Annotated in this window: 15 protein-coding genes and 1 tRNA gene; 7 read left to right on the forward strand and 9 right to left on the reverse strand. The window is 71.3% G+C overall.

Annotation, left to right across the window (positions count from 1 at the left end; genetic code table 11):
- Positions 1-34: 34 nt before the first annotated feature.
- Together VGE38_RS15805 and VGE38_RS15810 are read right to left on the reverse strand one after the other, a co-directional pair.
- The gene (locus VGE38_RS15805) at positions 35-3430 is read right to left on the reverse strand and encodes a pyruvate carboxylase (protein WP_331143514.1); all 3396 of its coding nucleotides are present in this window, start codon (positions 3428-3430) and stop codon (positions 35-37) included.
- Positions 3431-3531: 101 nt separating this feature from the next.
- Complete coding sequence (locus VGE38_RS15810) at positions 3532-5316, reverse strand: acetyl/propionyl/methylcrotonyl-CoA carboxylase subunit alpha (protein WP_331143515.1); 1785 nt, start codon at positions 5314-5316, stop codon at positions 3532-3534.
- A gap of 133 nt (positions 5317-5449) precedes the next feature.
- Between VGE38_RS15810 and VGE38_RS15815 the strand changes: the two genes are divergently transcribed.
- Together VGE38_RS15815 and VGE38_RS15820 are read left to right on the forward strand one after the other, a co-directional pair.
- The gene (locus VGE38_RS15815; protein ID WP_331143516.1) at positions 5450-6646 is read left to right on the forward strand and encodes an acyl-CoA dehydrogenase family protein; all 1197 of its coding nucleotides are present in this window, start codon (positions 5450-5452) and stop codon (positions 6644-6646) included.
- An 80-nt stretch (positions 6647-6726) separates the two neighbouring features.
- A complete protein-coding gene (locus VGE38_RS15820) occupies positions 6727-7230 on the forward strand; it encodes a GtrA family protein (RefSeq protein ID WP_331143517.1) in 504 nt (167 codons plus the stop codon).
- Here VGE38_RS15820 and VGE38_RS15825 read toward each other — a convergent pair.
- Positions 7188-7814 carry a Maf family protein gene (locus tag VGE38_RS15825; protein WP_331143518.1) on the reverse strand — a complete coding sequence of 209 codons (627 nt, stop codon included), beginning with the start codon at positions 7812-7814 and terminating at the stop codon, positions 7188-7190. The two genes, VGE38_RS15820 and VGE38_RS15825, sit on opposite strands and share 43 nt — an antisense overlap.
- 11 nt (positions 7815-7825) lie before the next feature.
- Between VGE38_RS15825 and VGE38_RS15830 the strand changes: the two genes are divergently transcribed.
- Both VGE38_RS15830 and VGE38_RS15835 read left to right on the forward strand, forming a co-directional pair.
- Positions 7826-8356, forward strand: a complete 531-nt coding sequence (locus VGE38_RS15830) for an HNH endonuclease signature motif containing protein (RefSeq protein WP_331143519.1) — start codon at positions 7826-7828, stop codon at positions 8354-8356.
- A 9-nt stretch (positions 8357-8365) separates the two neighbouring features.
- A tRNA-Leu gene (locus VGE38_RS15835) sits at positions 8366-8446 on the forward strand.
- Between the two features lie 74 nt (positions 8447-8520).
- On the opposite strand, the gene bcp is transcribed toward VGE38_RS15835, so the two are convergent.
- Complete coding sequence (gene bcp / locus VGE38_RS15840; protein ID WP_331143520.1) at positions 8521-8985, reverse strand: thioredoxin-dependent thiol peroxidase; 465 nt, start codon at positions 8983-8985, stop codon at positions 8521-8523.
- Positions 8986-9037: 52 nt separating this feature from the next.
- Between bcp and VGE38_RS15845 the strand changes: the two genes are divergently transcribed.
- Together VGE38_RS15845 and VGE38_RS15850 are read left to right on the forward strand one after the other, a co-directional pair.
- Positions 9038-9292 carry a DUF3618 domain-containing protein gene (locus VGE38_RS15845; protein WP_331143521.1) on the forward strand — a complete coding sequence of 85 codons (255 nt, stop codon included), beginning with the start codon at positions 9038-9040 and terminating at the stop codon, positions 9290-9292.
- Between the two features lie 2 nt (positions 9293-9294).
- Positions 9295-9621, forward strand: a complete 327-nt coding sequence (locus VGE38_RS15850) for a GroES family chaperonin (protein ID WP_524538555.1) — start codon at positions 9295-9297, stop codon at positions 9619-9621.
- A gap of 173 nt (positions 9622-9794) precedes the next feature.
- Here VGE38_RS15850 and VGE38_RS15855 read toward each other — a convergent pair whose 3' ends face one another.
- The 3 genes from VGE38_RS15855 to VGE38_RS15865 form a co-directional block, all read right to left on the reverse strand.
- Positions 9795-11213 (reverse strand): FAD-dependent oxidoreductase, encoded by a 1419-nt coding sequence (locus VGE38_RS15855; protein ID WP_331143522.1) that lies wholly within the window; start codon positions 11211-11213, stop codon positions 9795-9797.
- Between the two features lie 132 nt (positions 11214-11345).
- Positions 11346-11984 (reverse strand): class F sortase, encoded by a 639-nt coding sequence (locus VGE38_RS15860; protein ID WP_331143523.1) that lies wholly within the window; start codon positions 11982-11984, stop codon positions 11346-11348.
- On the reverse strand, positions 11981-13240 hold the full coding sequence (locus VGE38_RS15865) for a hypothetical protein (RefSeq protein ID WP_331143524.1): 1260 nt from the start codon (positions 13238-13240) through the stop codon (positions 11981-11983). Before VGE38_RS15865 ends, VGE38_RS15860 begins: the two co-directional genes overlap by 4 nt.
- Positions 13241-13498: 258 nt before the next feature.
- On the opposite strand from VGE38_RS15865, the gene VGE38_RS15870 reads away from it, so the two are divergent.
- Positions 13499-13855, forward strand: coding sequence for a hypothetical protein (locus VGE38_RS15870; RefSeq protein WP_331143525.1), 357 nt, complete (start codon positions 13499-13501; stop codon positions 13853-13855).
- A gap of 113 nt (positions 13856-13968) precedes the next feature.
- Here VGE38_RS15870 and VGE38_RS15875 read toward each other — a convergent pair whose 3' ends face one another.
- The gene (locus VGE38_RS15875; protein ID WP_331143526.1) at positions 13969-14469 is read right to left on the reverse strand and encodes a hypothetical protein; all 501 of its coding nucleotides are present in this window, start codon (positions 14467-14469) and stop codon (positions 13969-13971) included.
- A 174-nt stretch (positions 14470-14643) separates the two neighbouring features.
- The gene (locus VGE38_RS15880) at positions 14644-16956 is read right to left on the reverse strand and encodes a heavy metal translocating P-type ATPase (protein WP_331143527.1); all 2313 of its coding nucleotides are present in this window, start codon (positions 16954-16956) and stop codon (positions 14644-14646) included.

A 16956-nucleotide genomic window follows, 5' to 3' on the forward strand; every position in this document is an offset into this window, starting at 1 on the left:
CCGGAGCGACCAGCTCGTATGACGTCGCGCTCGGTCAGCTCAGGACGAGGACCAGGTCGCCGCCGTCGACGGCCTGGGTGCCGCCCAGGGCGAGCCGCCGGACGGTGCCCGCGATCGGGGCGGTGATGGCGGCCTCCATCTTCATGGCCTCGATGGTGGCCACGGTGTCGCCGGCCGCGACCTGGTCGCCCTCGGCGACGGTGATGGTCACGACGCCCTGGAAGGGTGCGGCGACCTGGCCCGGGACGGTGGGATCGGCCTTCTCCGCCGCTGCGGCCTCGGCCTCCACGGAGCGGTCGCGCACCGAGATCGGCCGCAGCTGGCCGTTGATGGTGCACATGACGGTGCGGTAGCCGCGCTCGTCGGGCTCGCTGACCGCCTCCACACCGAGGTAGAGCTGCTTGCCCTCCTCGATCTCGACGACGTGCTCCTCCCCGTTGCGCAACCCGTAGAGATAGTCCAGCGTGGGGAGCACCGACACGTCGCCCCACTGGGAGCGGGCCTCGGCGAAGTCGCGCGTCGGGCCGGGGAAGAGCAGCCGGTTGAGGGTGGCGCGCCGACCCTGGGAGTCGGCCCCGAGTGCCTGCGCGTCGTGGGGCGAGAGCTGCTCCTCCGGCGCCTGCCAGGGGCGTCCGGCGATGGCCTTGCCGCGGAACGGCTCCGGCCACCCCCCGGGCGGGTCGCCCAGCTCCCCGTGGAGGAAGCCGACGACGCTGGCGGGGACGTCGTAGGAGGAGGGGTCCTCGGCGAACCGCGCCGGGTCCGCGCCGGCGGCGACCAGGGAGAGCGCCAGGTCGCCGATCACCTTCGAGGACGGCGTGACCTTCGGGACGCGTCCGAGGATCTCGTTGGCGGCGGCGTACATGTCCTCGATCTGCTCGAACTTCTCGCCCAGGCCCAGCGCGATGGCCTGCTGGCGCAGGTTGGACAGCTGCCCACCGGGGATCTCGTGGCGGTAGACCCGCCCGGTCGGTGCCGGCAGGCCGGACTCGAAGGGCGCGTAGAGGCGGCGCACGGCCTCCCAGTAGGGCTCCAGCGAGTTCACCGCCGCCAGCGACAGGCCGGTCTCCCTCTCGGTGAAGTCGGTCGCCGCGACCAGCGAGGACAGCGGCGGCTGGGAGGTGGTGCCGGCCATCGCGGCGCAGGCGGCGTCGACCGCGTCGACACCCGCCTCGATGGCCGCGGTGAGCGTGGCGAGCTGGCCGCCGGGGGTGTCGTGGGTGTGCAGGTGCACCGGCAGGTCGAACTCCGCGCGCAGCGCGCTCACCAGCCGACGGGCGGCCGGCGCGCGCAGCAGGCCGGCCATGTCCTTGATCGCGAGGACGTGGGCGCCGGCGGCGACGATCTGCTCGGCCAGCCGCAGGTAGTAGTCGAGGGTGTAGAGCCGCTCGCCGGGATCGGAGAGGTCGCCGGTGTAGCACAGCGCCACCTCTGCCACGGCCGTTCCGGTCGCACGGACCGCCTCGATCGCTGGCCGCATCTGGTCGACGTCGTTGAGCGCGTCGAACACGCGGAACACGTCGATCCCGGTGGCCGCGGCCTCCTCGACGAAGGCGGTGGTCACCGACGTGGGGTACGGCGTGTAGCCGACGGTGTTGCGACCGCGCAGCAGCATCTGCAGGCAGATGTTCGGCACCGCCGCGCGCAGCGTCTCCAGTCGCTCCCACGGGTCCTCGGACAGGAACCGCAGCGCCACGTCGTAGGTGGCGCCGCCCCAGCACTCCAGGGACCACAGCTGCGGGGTCAGTCGAGCCACGTGGCCGGCGACGCCGACCAGGTCCCGGGTGCGGACCCGGGTCGCGAGCAGCGACTGGTGGGCGTCGCGGAAGGTCGTGTCGGTGACCGCGACCTGCCGCTGCTCGCGCAGCGCGCGGGCGAACCCCTCCGGGCCGAGCTCGAGCAGACGCTGCCGGCTGCCGTGGGGCACCGCCAGGTCACCGAGGTCGGGCAGCTTGGTCAGCGGGTCGACCGAGACCGGTGCGGCGCCGTACGGCTGGTTGACGGTGACGTCGGCCAGGAACGTCAGGAGCTTGGTGCCGCGGTCGCCACTGGCGCGGGCGGTCAGCAACTGCGGATGGGTCTCGATGAAGCTGGTGGTGACCCGGCCGGCCGCGAAGTCGGGGTCGTCGAGCAGCGCCTGGAGGAACGCGATGTTGGTCGCCACGCCACGGATCCGGAACTCGGCGACCGCCCGGCGCGCCCGGCGTACCGCGTCGGTGAAGGTGCGGCCGCGGCAGGTCAGCTTGGCCAGCATCGAGTCGAAGTGGGCGCTGACCTCCGCGCCCGAGTAGGTCGTGCCGCCGTCGACGCGGACGCCGGCGCCGCCGGGGGAGCGGTACGTCGTGATCACGCCGGTGTCGGGGCGGAAGTTGTTGGCCGGGTCCTCGGTGGTGATGCGGCACTGCAGGGCCGCGCCCCGCAGCCGTACCGTCTCCTGCGACAGCCCGAGGTCGGCCAGCGTCTCGCCCGAGGCGATCCGCAGCTGCGACTGCACCAGGTCGACGTCGGTGACCTCCTCGGTCACGGTGTGCTCCACCTGGATGCGGGGGTTCATCTCGATGAAGACGTAGTTGCCCTCGGGGTCGAGGAGGAACTCCACGGTGCCGGCGTTGCGGTAGCCGATCGCCTGCGCGAACCGCACCGCGTCGGCGCAGATCCGCTCGCGCAGCGCCGGGTCGAGGTTGGGCGCCGGGGCGATCTCGACCACCTTCTGGTGGCGGCGCTGCACCGAGCAGTCCCGCTCGAAGAGGTGGATCACGTTCCCCTCGCCGTCCGCGAGGATCTGCACCTCGATGTGGCGCGGCTCGACGACGGCCTGCTCGATGAAGACCGTCGGGTCGCCGAAGGCGCCCTCGGCCTCGCGCATGCAGGTCTCGACCGCCTCACGGAGCCTGCTCGCGTCCGGACCCGGCTCGTCGACGCGCCGCATGCCGCGGCCACCGCCGCCGGCGACGGCCTTGACGAACAGCGGGTAGCGCAGGCCCTCGGCGGCCGCCACGAGCGCGTCCACGTCGGTGGAGGGCGCGACGCTGGCCAGCGTCGGTACGCCGGCCGCCTGGGCCGCGGCGATGGCGCGGGCCTTGTTGCCCGTCAGCTCCAGCACCTCGGCCGACGGACCCACGAACGCGATGCCCGCCGCCGCGCACGCCTCGGCCAGCGCCGGGTTCTCCGAGAGGAACCCGTAGCCGGGGTAGACCGCGTCGGCACCGGCCTGGACCGCCGCCTGCACGATGGCGTCGGGGTCGAGGTAGGCGCGGACCGGATGCCCGCGCTCGCCGATCTCATAGGCCTCGTCGGCCTTGAGGCGGTGCTCGCTGCCCCGGTCCTCGTAGGGGAAGACCGCCACCGTCTTGGCGCCGAGCTCGTAGGCGGCACGGAAGGCACGGATCGCGATCTCGCCACGGTTTGCCACGAGGACCTTGGTGAACATGCGGTCAACGTAACCGGCAGATCGGTTACCCATCAGTCACGCGTCTCAGCGGACGCGCCGACGCCCCGTCCCGCAGGGGGACGGGGCGTCGAAGTTGTGCTTCAGTCCTTGAGCTCGCAGATGACCGCGCCGTTGGTGACGGTGGCGCCCACCTCGGCGGCCAGGCCGGTCACGGTGCCGGCCTTGTGCGCCTTGAGCGGCTGCTCCATCTTCATCGCCTCGATGACGACGATGGTGTCGCCCTCGGCGACCGTCTGGCCCTCCTCGACGACGACCTTGACGACGGTGCCCTGCATCGGGGTGGTGACGGCGTCGCCGGAGACCGCGGCGCCGGCCTTCTTGGCGCCGGAGCGCTTCGGCTTCTTCGCAGTCGCCGCCGCCGAGCCCGCGGACAGGCCGCCCAGTCCGGCCGGGATGACGACCTCGAGACGCCGGCCACCGACCTCGACGACGACCTTCTGCTTGTCCTCGGCCTCAGTTGCGTCGGCCGTGTCGCCGGCGTACGGCTGGATCTGGTTGTCGAAGTCGGTCTCGATCCAGGTGGTGTAGACGTCGAAGGAGCCCTTGCCGGTCGGGTTGGAGGCGCCGACGTACGCCGGGTCCTCGATGACGGCCTGGTGGAACGGGATGACCGTCGGCATGCCGTCGACCTGGAACTCCGCCAGTGCGCGGCGCGAGCGCTCCAGCGCCTGGGTGCGGTCGCGGCCGGTGACGATGAGCTTGGCGATCAGGGAGTCGAACGAGCCCGGGATGGTCTCGCCCTTCTCGTAGCCGCCGTCGACGCGGACGCCGGGGCCCTGCGGCGGCGCCCACTCGGTCAGGGTGCCCGGGGCCGGCATGAAGTTGCGGCCGCCGTCCTCGGCGTTGATGCGGAACTCGATGGAGTGGCCGCGGATCTCCGGGTCGTCGTAGCCGAGCTCCTCGCCCGCCGCGATGCGGAACATCTCGCGGACCAGGTCGATGCCGGTGACCTCCTCGGAGACGCAGTGCTCGACCTGGAGGCGGGTGTTGACCTCGAGGAAGGAGATGGTGCCGTCCTTGGCGACGAGGAACTCGCAGGTGCCGGCGCCGACGTAGCCGGCCTCGCGCAGGATGGCCTTGGAGGAGTCGTAGAGGCGCTGGACCTGCTCGTCGGTGAGGAAGGGCGCCGGCGCCTCCTCGACGAGCTTCTGGTGACGGCGCTGCAGGGAGCAGTCGCGTGTGGAGACCACGACCACGTTGCCGTGCTGGTCGGCCAGGCACTGGGTCTCGACGTGACGCGGCTGGTCCAGGAACTTCTCGACCAGGCACTCGCCGCGGCCGAAGGCGCCGATGGCCTCGCGCGTCGCGGACTCGAACGCGTCCGGGATCTCCTCGAGCGTGCGGGCGACCTTCAGGCCGCGGCCGCCGCCGCCGAAGACGGCCTTGATGGCGACCGGCAGGCCGTTGGCCTTCGCGAACTCGACGATCTCGTCGGCGTCCTTGACCGGGTCCTTGAGGCCGGGAGCCAGCGGCGCGTTGGCCTTCTGGGCGATCTGCTTGGCCTTGGCCTTGTCACCGAGGGCGTCGATCGCCTCGGGCGAGGGGCCGATCCAGATCAGGCCCGCGTCGAGGACGGCCTGGGCGAAGTCGGCGTTCTCGGCGAGGAAGCCGTAGCCCGGGTGCACCGAGTCGGCCCCGGACCTCTTGGCGACGTCGATGATCTTCTCGATCGAGAGGTAGGAGTCGGCCGGCGTGGCACCGCCGAGCGAGTAGGCCTCGTCGGCCAGGCGCACGTGCAGTGCGTTGGCGTCGGGCTCGGCGTAGACCGCCACGCTGGCGATCCCGGCGTCCTTGGCGGCGCGGATGACCCGGACGGCGATCTCGCCCCGGTTCGCGATCAGGACCTTGGACAGCGGCTTGCTCAACGTGGACTCCTCGTAGGTGTGCGCGCACGATCATTGGGCCCCGGCGGGCCACCTGAGTCTAGGGGCGGGAGGCGCGTGGGTCCCTGTGACGTATCCAACGCCACAATGGTTAATGATTGCTAACCTGGGGGCCATGGCATTCGAGCTGTCCCGTGAGCACGAGGAGTTCCGCCGGGTCGTCCGGGACTTCGCCGAGGCGGAGATCGCCCCCCACTGCGCGCAGTGGGACCGCGAGCATCACTTCCCGGTCGACGTGGTGCGGAAGATGGGCACCCTGGGTCTGTTCGGCCTCACGGCCCCCGAGGAGTACGGCGGCGCGGGCGGTGACTTCACCTCGCTGTGCGTGGCCATTGAGGAGCTCGGGCGGGTCGACCAGTCACTCGGCATCACGCTGGAGGCGGCGGTCGGCCTCGGCATCAACCCGATCCTCACCTACGGGACCGCCGAGCAGAGGGCGCGCTGGCTGCCCGACCTCGTCGCCGGCCGGGCCCTGGCCGGCTTCGGCCTCACCGAGCCCGGCGCCGGCTCGGACGCGGGGGCCACCCGCACCAGGGCGGAGCTGGTCGACGACGAGTGGGTCATCAACGGCGCGAAGCAGTTCATCACCAACTCCGGCTCCTCGATCACGTCGCTGGTGACGGTCACCGCCCGTACGGGGACCTCGACGAGCTCCTCGACCGGGGAGGCCAGGCCGGAGATCTCGGCGATCGTCGTGCCGTCCGGCACGCCGGGCTTCACCGCCGAGAAGTCCTACGACAAGCTGGGCTGGCACGCCTCCGACACCCATCCGCTCAGCTTCGAGGACGTCCGCGTGCCGGCCGACCACCTGCTGGGCGAGCGCGGTCGCGGCTATGCCCAGTTCCTCGCCATCCTCGACGACGGGCGGGTCGCCATCGCGGCGCTGGCGGTCGGCCTGATCCAGGCCTGCCTGGAGCAGTGCGTCGCCTACGCCGCCGAACGGCAGACCTTCGGAGGACCGATCGGCCGCAAGCAGGGCGTCGCCTTCCAGATCGCCGACCTCGAGGTCATGCTGCAGGCCTCCCGGCTGCTCACCTACAAGGCGGCGGCGATGAAGGACGGCCTGCAGGAGGGGCGGAGCGTGCCGGTCGCGGAGTTCAAGCGCGCCGCCGCCGTCGCGAAGCTCTACGCCACCGAGTCGGCCGTGACGGCCACCCGGATCGCGACCCAGGTCTTCGGTGGCTACGGCTTCATGGAGGAGTACCCCGTCGCACGGTTCTACCGCGACGCCAAGATCCTCGAGATCGGGGAGGGCACCTCGGAGGTGCAGCGCATGCTCATCGCGCGGGGGCTCGGCCTGCCGGTCGAGTGAGCCGTCCCGAGTTCACGCGTCAGCAGGTGGGACTCAGGTCCTGCATCTGGGGTGGCTGCCCGGCCTTTAGAGTGTCGGCCATGCCGCGCCGCCCGCTGGAGCTCCCAGCCCTCACCGAGGTCGGTCGCTTCATGGCCGTCGGAGGCGTGTCGACGACGGTGGCGTTCCTGATCTTCAACCTGCTGCTGCACGGCTTCAACCCCTCCGGCGACGCTCCGCTGAGCGGTCACCCGATCACGGCCTACGTCATCGCCAACACGGTCGGCATGGTGATCAGCTACGAGCTGAGTCGCTCGTGGGCGTTCCGGCACCGCCCTCCGCGTCACGCCGACGGCGGACGTACGGCGTACGTCGTGATCAACGTCGTCACGATGTCGCTCCCGGTGTGCTGCCTGTGGTTCTCCCGCAGCGTGCTCGGCCTGGAGTCGCCGCTGGCCGACAACCTGTCGGCGAACGTCATCGGCCTGGCCGGGGGGCTGGTCGCGCGGTTCTACCTGTTCCGCCGGTTCGTGTTCCACCGGCCGATCTCGCTCGTGGAGATCTACGACGACCCGGAGGAGGTCCAGAGCCCGGTCCAGCTGTGACCGAGCTCCGCGACCAGCTCCCGCAGGCGGGGCAGGCTCACGCCGACGACGTTGTGGAAGTCGCCCTCGATCCCGCTGACGAACGCGCCTCCGAGACCGTCGACGGTGAAGGCCCCGGCGACGTGGAGCGGCTCGCCGGTGGCGACGTACGCCGCGATCTCCTCGTCGGTGACATCGGCGAAGTGGACCGTGGTGGCGGCACTCGCCGTCGCCTGCCGGCCGGTCGCGGTGTCGACCACGCAGTGACCGGTCACGAGCACACCGCTGCGGCCGCGCATCGCCTGCCAGCGGCGTACCGCCTCCTCCGGCGTGCCGGGCTTGCCCAGCGCCTCGCCGTCGAGCTCCAGCACCGAGTCGCACCCCAGGACGAGTGCGCCCTGCGGCACCTCGGGCCGCTTCGCGACCGCCTCGGCCTTGAGGACCGCCAGCTGCTCGGCCAGCTCGACCGGCGGCAGGCCGGCGAGCTGGTCCTCGTCCACGCCACTGACGATGACCACCGGCTCGATGCCGGCGTCGCGGAGCGTTTGAAGCCGGGCGGGGGACTGGGAGGCGAGGACCAAGCAGGAGTGTCGGTGGTCAGCCATAGCGTCAGATCATGGCAGTACGTCGCAAGTACACCGAGGAGATGCTGTCCGAGGCCGTAGCAGCGAGCCACTCCGTCGCGGATGTCCTCCGTGCGCTCGGACTGGCACAGGCCGGCGGGACGCACGCACACATCAGCCGCACCATCAAGAAGATGGGCATCGACACCTCCCACTTCCAGCCACATCGGAAGAACGGCTCTGCACGTCGGCGACTCACCGCCGCTCTGATACTGGTCCGCACCATTCCGGGAAGCGGGCGCACGAAGCCTCCTCTGCTCCGCCGGGCGATGCTGGAGATGGGCGTGCCGTATCGATGTGCCGAGTGTGGGCTCGCAGATTCATGGCAGGACCGGCCGATCCGCCTTCACGTCGACCATGTCGACGGGGACTACCACAACAATCTGCTTGAGAATCTGCGGTTCCTCTGTCCCAACTGCCATAGCCAGACGTCCAACTTCGCGGGGCTCAGCCGAGGCAAGTACACCGGGGCGTATACCCAGATCGACCAGTTCGCGGCGCGTCCGAATGCGGTCCTAGACTGACGCCGCTTCGCCGGAGTGGTGGAACGGCAGACACGCGGCGCTTAGGACGCCGTGCCTTAGGGCGTGCGGGTTCAAATCCCGCCTCCGGCACATCTACTGGTTTAGGCGAACGCCGACACCGTCTGAGGCGGACGAGGCCGACGTACGCGGGCCGGGGCCGCGTGTCAGATCGCGAGGTCCTTGCGCAGCTTGGCGACGTGGCCGGTGGCCTTGACGTTGTAGGCGGCGTGCTCGATCTTGCCGTCCTCGCCGACGACGAAGGTCGACCGGATCACGCCCTCGACGAGCTTGCCGTAGAGCTTCTTCTCTCCGAACGCACCCCAGGCGGTGAGGACCTCCTTGGCCGGGTCGGAGAGGAGCGTGATCGTGAGGTTGTCGCGCTCGCGGAACTTCGCCAGCTTCTCCGGCTTGTCAGGTGAGATGCCGACGACGTCGTACCCCTGCGCCTTCAGCGAGTCCAGGGAGTCGGTGAAGTCGCAAGCCTGCTTGGTGCAGCCGGGCGTCATGGCGGCGGGGTAGAAGTAGACGATCACCTTGCGGCCGCGCAGGTCGCTGAGGGACACCTCGGCGCCGGTGTCGGAGGTCAGCGTGAAGTCGGGGGCCGGGTCTCCGGGCTGCAGACGCGTCATGGCCGGAAACCTACCCGGGTCCGCCGACGACCGGGTTGGTAGCCTCGCCCCCATGACCCAGGACGACCGCACGTCCGCGCTCGAGCGCGAGATCGAGGAGACCCGCGAGCGCCTCGCCGGGACCATCGACCAGCTGCTCTACCGCTCCAGCCCCAAGACGATCATCGGTCGGCAGGTGGCGGCGGTGAAGGCGGCGTACGTCGACCCGGTCACCGGCCAGCCCCGGACCGACAACATCCTCAAGACCGCCGGCGCCGTGGTCGGCGTCGTCGGACTGGTCGTCGTGCTGCGCAAGATCGCCCGTTGACGGTGAGCGACAGCAAGACCCCGATCAAGATGCTGCACGACCGCATCCTGGTCGAGCTGGACCGGGAGTCCGGCGAGCGGCGATCCTCCGGCGGCATCGTCATCCCCGCCACGGCGGCCATGGGCGCGCGCCGGCTGTCGTGGTCGAAGGTCGTGGCCGTCGGGCCGCACGCCCGCGCGGTGCAGATCGGGGACCGGGTGCTCTTCGACCCCGAGGACAAGTCCGAGGTCGAGGTGGCCGGCGAGCTGTACGTCGTCATGCGGGAGCGTGACGTGCACGCCGTCGCCGCCGACCGGGTCGCCGACGACAGCACCGGGCTCTACCTCTAGCTCCAGCCGCTCCAGCCGGGTCGGGTCCGCCAAGTGTCACCGTGACACTTGCAAACTGTCACGGTGACACTTGGCGTCGCGAGTGACAGTTCAAAGCGTCACCCCTGCCGCGAAGTATCACGGTGACACTTTGCGAGCGCGCCCACCGCACGAGTCTGGAGCCGGCGGATGGGTCAGCGGACGGGGACGCGCTTCAGCCCGCAGGTGGCCGGCGCGTCCAGCACGCTGCCGTCGGCGTCGAACCGGGAGCCGTGCAGCGGGCAGTCCCAGGTCCGCTCGGCGTCGTTCCAGCGCAGTGCGCCGCCCAGGTGCGTGCACACGGCCGCCGGCGCCGACCGGTCGGTGACCGCGGGGACCAGCCAGCCGCGAGCGAGTTCGACGGCCACGGTCCCGTTGAACCGCGCCGAGGTCGGCACACCGGTGAGCTCGGAGCGCCGCCACGGCTGCCACGTCTCCGACCAGTCCACCTGGCCGCCCAGCAGCTGTGCGGTCACCGCCAGGGCGGCGGCCGGAGCGCCGGTCATGCCCCACTTGGCGAACCCTCCGGTGACGTAGAGCCGGTCGCTGCCGGGCACCAGCGGACCGGCGTACGGCAGGCGGTGGTGGCTCATGTGGTCCTGCGCCGACCAGGCGTGGGACTCCTCGCTGCCCGGGAAGTGCTCATGGGTCCACCGCCGGAGGTCCTCCAGCTTGGCGGCGTGCTCGGTGTTGCTGCCGGTGCGGTGACCGTTCCCGCCCACCAGCAGCAGTGCGCCGCCGTCGGCGTCTCGCAGCGACCGGGTGGGGGAGTCGGCGGAGAGATACATCCCGTCCACCGTCGGCGCGGCGGTGCGGAACGCCATCGCGTAGGAGCGGGTGGCCTCCATCCGGGCGAAGAAGCCGCCCCGGTCCAGGATCGGCATGCCGGTCGAGAGCACCACCCGCTCGGTGGCGATGGTCGAGCCGTCGTCGAGCTCCACCTCCAGCCCGTCACGCTGGTGGACCGTGTGCACCCGGGCGCCCTCGACGACGGTCGCGCCGTGCGTCTCCGCCTCGCGGGCGAGCGCCGTCACGAGCTCCAGGGGGTCGACCTGGGCCTGGTCCTCGAGCCGGACGGCGCCGTACGTCGCGAAGGGCAGTGGGACGGAGTCCTGCCAGGTGAGCGGGAGCCCGACCTGCTGCGCCGCCTCCAGCTCGGCGCGGACGGCCTCGGTGCCACGCTTGGTCGCCGCGAAGGTGTACGCCGGCCGCGACTCGACCGACACCCCGTGCTCGTCCGCGAACCGGCGTATCCACGCCTGTCCCTCGCGGTGGCCGGCGAGGTAGGCCGCGACCGTCTCGGTGCCGTGCCTCCGGCTGATCGTCGAGAGCCGGGTGCCCTGCAGCAGGCTGAGCTTGGCGGTGCTGCGGCCGGTGGTCCCGCCGCCGAGCGTGCGCGCCTCGAGCAACAGGACCCGGACGCCGGCTCGGGCCAGCAGCAGCGTCGTGGTCACGCCGGCGAGTCCGCCGCCCACCACCACGACGTCCCACCGCCCGTCGGTCAGGGCGCCGGCCGGTGGAACCGGCGCGGGAGAGCGGTGCTGGCGCTCCTCCCAGAGTGATCGCAGCGTCATGGGTCATCCCTTCCCGGCCCGGCGCGCCGGGCGACTCGGCGCCGGCGCTGTTGGTGTCGGGTACCCGTGGTCATCTGACCGCACACCGGCGCGCGGGCGCCGGCAGGCGTTACGGCGGGCGTACGGCGGGCCTCAGGCCGCGGCGTCGGCCGGCGCACCCAGGGGCTTGGCGAAGACGACGATGTTGCGCAGATAGTCATGCCCGTTCCAGTCGGTGCAGGTGATCAGGACCAACCGGCCGCGACCGCGGTCCTGGCCGAAGATGTCCTGCGACCGCTCGGCGAGCCTCGACTTGGACAGCACGACGACCTGCGTGACGACGTACCGCATCGTGCCGCGCTCGGTGACGACGTCGACCAGGTCGGAGCGCCGCAGCTCGCCGAGGCGGTTCATGCTGGCGCCGCCGGTATGCACCGTGTGGCCGGTGATGACGGTCTGGCCCTGGGCGTCGCCGGGCTTGGCGCTGGCGTTCCACCAGCCGACCTCGCGGTAGTCGCGCGGCGGGTCGAGGGTCCGCTCGGCCATCGCGATGGGTACGACGGGCGCGGTGACCTCGAGCGTGGGCAGCCGGATCCGGAGGGGATCGCCCGGGCCGAGTGCCTGGTACTGCGGCGTCGGGCGGGACGGGCCGCCGGGCACGAGGAACGACCCGAGGACCGACCCTCCGGCCAGCACGCCGACGAGGAGCTGGAGGGCGGTGGCGGTCGCGACGACGTACCTCCCGAGCCGGGCGAGCCGCCCGGGCGTGCTGGTGGGGGCCGGGCCGGTCACTGCCGCAGACTGCGGCGGAAGCCGACGACGCCGGCTGCGGTGCCCGCGAGGACGAGGCCGGTCAGCCCGGCGATCGTGAAGGGGGAGGGGCCGCTGTCCAGATCCTCCACGCCGGAGGTGACGGCCAGCGGCAGGCTGCTGGCACCGGCGCCCGCGACCATCGGCTGCTGCGCGGGCGCGGCTGCCGGAGCCGCGACCCGAGCGTTCGGGCCGCAGGTCACGGTGCCGAGGGTCAGCGCCAGCAGGTCGGCGTCGACGTACTGTGCCGCGGCGGGCACGACGCGCAGGTCGAGCGCGGTGATCTCGACGGCGTTGCTGGCCGGTCGGCTCTGCTTGTTGAGCGTCAGGTCGAGCAGGTTCTGCTCGACCGGGGCGAGCTGCGGGCCGAGGGCGTCGGTGACGTTCGCTTTGAGCTGGTCGACGAGAGTGTTGAGCCCCAGGTTGAGCGGGGCGAGCGCCGCGTCGAGCCCCGGCACGCTGCTCAGAGCGGCGAACTCCCGGTCGAGGCCGGTCTGCACCGTGGTCAGGACGCCGCTGAGGTCGGTGACGACCTTGGTGTTCGGGGCGGGGTTGAGCGGGAGGTCGACCAGGTCGATGCGGCCGACGCCGGGGCCTTGCAGGTAGACGGCTCCGTTGGCGATGTTCGCCGACCCCTGCGCGGAGCTGGTGGTGGCCGTGCACACCGCCTGGACCGCGCCGAGATCGACGTACAGCCCCGGGTTGCCGAGCCCGTCCAGCACCGTCCTGATGCCGTCGGAGACCGGGCCAAGGATCAGCGAGGTGACCTCGGGCGCGACGTTGCGCAGGGCGTCGTCGTCGGCGACCTCGAGGTTGGTCAGGTCGACGTTGGCCGCGTCCAGGGTGATCGTGCGGCCGCCGACCAGGCAGCTGGTCCCGTCGCCGGCCTGCACCGCGGTCGCACCCTCACCGGCGACGCCGGAGCAGGCGGCCGACGACCCGGCGCCGCTGGCGACGGTGGTGGTGGCGTCCTGGGCCAGGGTGCCGAGGTTGGTGAGCGTCTGGCCACCGAGCGCGGTCACCGCGGGGGAGTTGGTGCCGCTCGTCGTCTCGGCCGAGCCGTCGTGGGTCGCGGTGAACCGGCCGCTGTCGGTGCCGTTGCCCGCGACGCTGAGCGTCAGCGCCGTGGCCGACGCCTGGGCCACCGGCTCCGCCGCGAGTGCGGGGCCGGCCGCCATCAGGGCCAGCGAGGTAGCCGCCACGACGGCGCCGGTCCGGACGACGAGACTGCTGCTCACGAAACCCCCTGGGATCGGTCGGCTCCCCTCTGGGCCCGACGACGACACCAACGTCAACGGGGTCGAAGGTCCTGGGTTACGCGCGAGTCACCTAGGCGGTGGAGAGAGCGCCGCGGCCGATCTGAGCAACGAGGTGTACGGCAACCCTTGCTATCGGCGACGCTTCTCCTACCAGGTCGCCGGGACAACGCTGCTGAACCTCCGCGCCGTCGTGCTTCTCGCGGAGACAGGTGATGACGAACAAGGGAAAGATCGTTCATGTCAGACAACGACGCGGCTAGTCCCGACGGTGCCGGTTGGTTCGCCCTGCCGACCAGTGAGGACGACGCCGAACGCGCGGATGACCTGCCGGTCGGACGCCGGATCCGCATCATGGTCGACGGACCCGGCGTGCCGATCTGGGGCGAGTACACCCGGTTGCCGGACGAGCCGGAGCTCCTTCGCCAACTCGTCGATGTCAGCCCAGGGCTGATCGAGGACCTGCGAGATTGGAATGACCGGATGGCGCATCGTCTCGTCGACGACGAGCAGACCTGGGAACGGGAGGGGGAGATCCTCAGAAGGCGCCTCGCCGCCGAGCTGGGCGATGACTTCGACGTCGACCTGCGTCTCTAGCGTCGTTTCGGATACGCAGGACGCAGAAGGGCGCCCTCGGTGTGCGAAGAGCCCCGCCACAGTGGCCGTGGCGGGGCTCTCCTCGGTCAGCTCACCGACCGCTCAGTTGCCACTCAGCGGCCGTGGCCGCGGACGTGGCCGTTGTTGTGCGGGCTGTTCTCACCGTTGCTGTGCCCACGGTGGCCGTGGTGGCCGTTGTTGTGCGGGTTGTTGTTGTGCCCGCGTGCCTGGCTGCGCGCGGGGTTCCAGTCCTCGTCCGTGGTGACCTCGTCGACGTCGTCCGAGGTATCGGCTGCGGCCGGGGTCGGCTCCGTCGTGAGGTCGTCGGTCGGGCTTTCAGTCGCGTCCTCTGTCGAGTCCGTCGGCTCCTCGGTCGGCTCCTCGGTCGGCGTAGCCGTGGGCTCGTCGGTGGGCTCGTCGGGGCGGTCGAGGCCGTAGGCCTTGGCCTTCCCGAACAGCTGGCCGCAGCGCAGACCGGGTCGGACACCGTCGAGGCTCGGAGCGAGCTCGCCGTCGGGGGTCACGATTGTCGTCCGCTCGGCCTGCTGGCACAGCTGACCCACGGACGGCTCACGATCGCCGAACCACGGCACGGCCGAGGCGGGTACGGTCATTCCGAGACCGAGAGTGAGGCCACCCGCGAGGGCAGCCGCCGCAAGACTCCTGTTGGTGCTTCGTGCGTTCATCAAAGAACTCCTCATTCACCTTGGGGACATCTTCACTTCCGTCTCCCTCCCCAAAATTGGGTACCCAGTGCCACGAAGCCAATGCCCGTCACGGCATGACGATCACGTCGCGGTCGGCTCCGGCCGAGCCTTGAACCGGCGCAGACGGAGGCTGTTGGTCACCACGAACACCGAGGAGAACGCCATCGCGGCGCCGGCGAGCATCGGGTTGAGCAGCCCGGCGGCGGCGAGCGGCAGGGCCGCCACGTTGTAGGCGAACGCCCAGAACAGGTTGCCCTTGATCGTGGCGAGGGTCCTGCGGGAGAGCCGGATGGCGTCGACGGCCACCTGCAGGTCGCCACGTACGAGCGTCAGGTCGCTGGCCTCGATGGCGACGTCGGTCCCTGTGCCCATCGCCAGGCCGAGGTCCGCCTGCGCCAGGGCGGCGGCGTCGTTGACGCCGTCACCGACCATCGCGACGACCTTGCCGTCAGCCTGCAGCCGCTTGACGACATCGACCTTGTCGGCCGGCAGCACATCCGCGATGACGTCCGCCTCGGCGATGCCGACCTGAGCGGCAACGGTGCGGGCCACTGTCGCGTTGTCGCCCGTGAGCAGCATCGGCCGCAGACCCAGCTGTCGCAGCTCGGCGATCGCGGTGGCCGAGGTGGGCTTGACCGCGTCGGCGACCACGACGACACCGCGAGCGAGACCGTCCCAGCCCACCGCGACGGCCGTTCCACCCGTGGCCTGCGCCTGGTCGAGTGCCGACTGCAACTCCGGTGAGAGGTGTTGCGACCACTCCGCGAGGAGCTGGGGGCGTCCCACCAGTGCGGCGCGGCTGACGTCGCCGTCGAGCAGCACTCCCTGGACGCCGAGGCCCTCGATGTTGGTGAAGTCCTCGACCGCTGGGAGCCCGTCGAACTGGGACGTCGCGGCGTCGGCGATGGCGCGGGCGATGGGGTGCTCGGAGGCGTCCTCGAGCGCGCCGGCGTACCGCAGCACGTCGGCGGCGTCCTCGCCTTCGGCCGCGATGACGTCCCTCAGCGTCATCCGGCCGGTGGTCACGGTGCCGGTCTTGTCGAGCACGACCGTGTCGACCGCTCGGGTGGACTCCAGCACCTCGGGGCCCTTGATCAGGATGCCGAGCTGGGCACCACGGCCGGTGCCGACCATGAGCGCGGTCGGCGTCGCGAGGCCGAGCGCGCACGGGCACGCGATGATCAGTACGGCGACGGCGGCGGTGAACGCCGCTGCGAGCCCGTTGCCCGTGCCGATCCAGAATCCGAGCGTGCCGGCGGCGAGCAGGATGACGATCGGCACGAAGATGCCGGAGATCCGGTCGGCCAGGCGCTGCACCTGCGCCTTGCCGTTCTGGGCGTCCTCCACCAGCCGGGCCATCTGCGCCAACTGGGTGTCGGACCCGACCCGGGTGGCGCGGACGACCAGCCGGCCACCCGCGTTGACGGTGGCTCCTACGACGTGGTCTCCCTCTCCCACCTCGACCGGGACGGACTCACCGGTGAGCATCGAGGCATCGACCGCGGACGTGCCGCGCTCGACGACACCGTCGGTGGCGATCTTCTCCCCGGGCCGTACGACGAACACGTCGCCGACGGCGAGCTGCTCGACCGGCACTCTGGTCTCCGTGACGCCGTCGGCTCCGAGGACGGCGACCTCCTTGGCCCCCAGCTCGAGCAGAGACCGCAACGCTGCCCCGGCACGGCGCTTGGAGCGCTGCTCGAAGAAGCGCCCGGCAAGGATGAACGTCGTCACACCGGCCGCAGCCTCGAGGTAGATGTTGCCGCTCCCGTCGCTGCGCTCGATCGTCAGCTCGAAGGGATGGGTCATCCCCGGCGTGCCGGCGGTGCCCCAGAACAGCGCGTAGAGGGACCAACCCAGCGCGGCGAGGGTCCCGAGGGAGATGAGCGTGTCCATGGTGGACGCGCCGTGCCGCAGGTTGGTCCACGCCGCTTTGTGGAAGGGCCACGCACCCCAGGCCACCACGGGCGCTGCCAAGGTGAGTGACAGCCACTGCCAGTGGGTGAACTGCAGAGCGGGCACCATCGCCATCGCGATCACAGGGATCGTGAGGACCGTCGAGATCAGGAGGCGCTGCCGCAGTGGGGCGACCGGGTCACTCTCGGTGACCGCTCCGACCCCTCCGTCGGGGTCCACGTGCCGGGGAACGATCGCGCCGTAGCCGGCCTGCTCGACCGCGGCGACCAGGTCGTCGGGCGTGACGCCTTCCGTGTAGGTCACCTTCGCCTTCTCGGTGGCGTAGTTGACCGAGGCGGTGACGCCGTCGATCTTGTTGAGCTTGCGTTCGATCCGGTTGGCGCACGAGGCGCAGGTCATCCCGGTGAGCCCGAGCTCGATCTGCCGGCTCGCGGTCGTGTCCGTGGCTGGCGGTGCGGGATGACTCTGCGTGCTCAT

This window comes from Nocardioides sp., from assembly GCF_036405735.1.
Taxonomy (GTDB): domain Bacteria; phylum Actinomycetota; class Actinomycetes; order Propionibacteriales; family Nocardioidaceae; genus Nocardioides.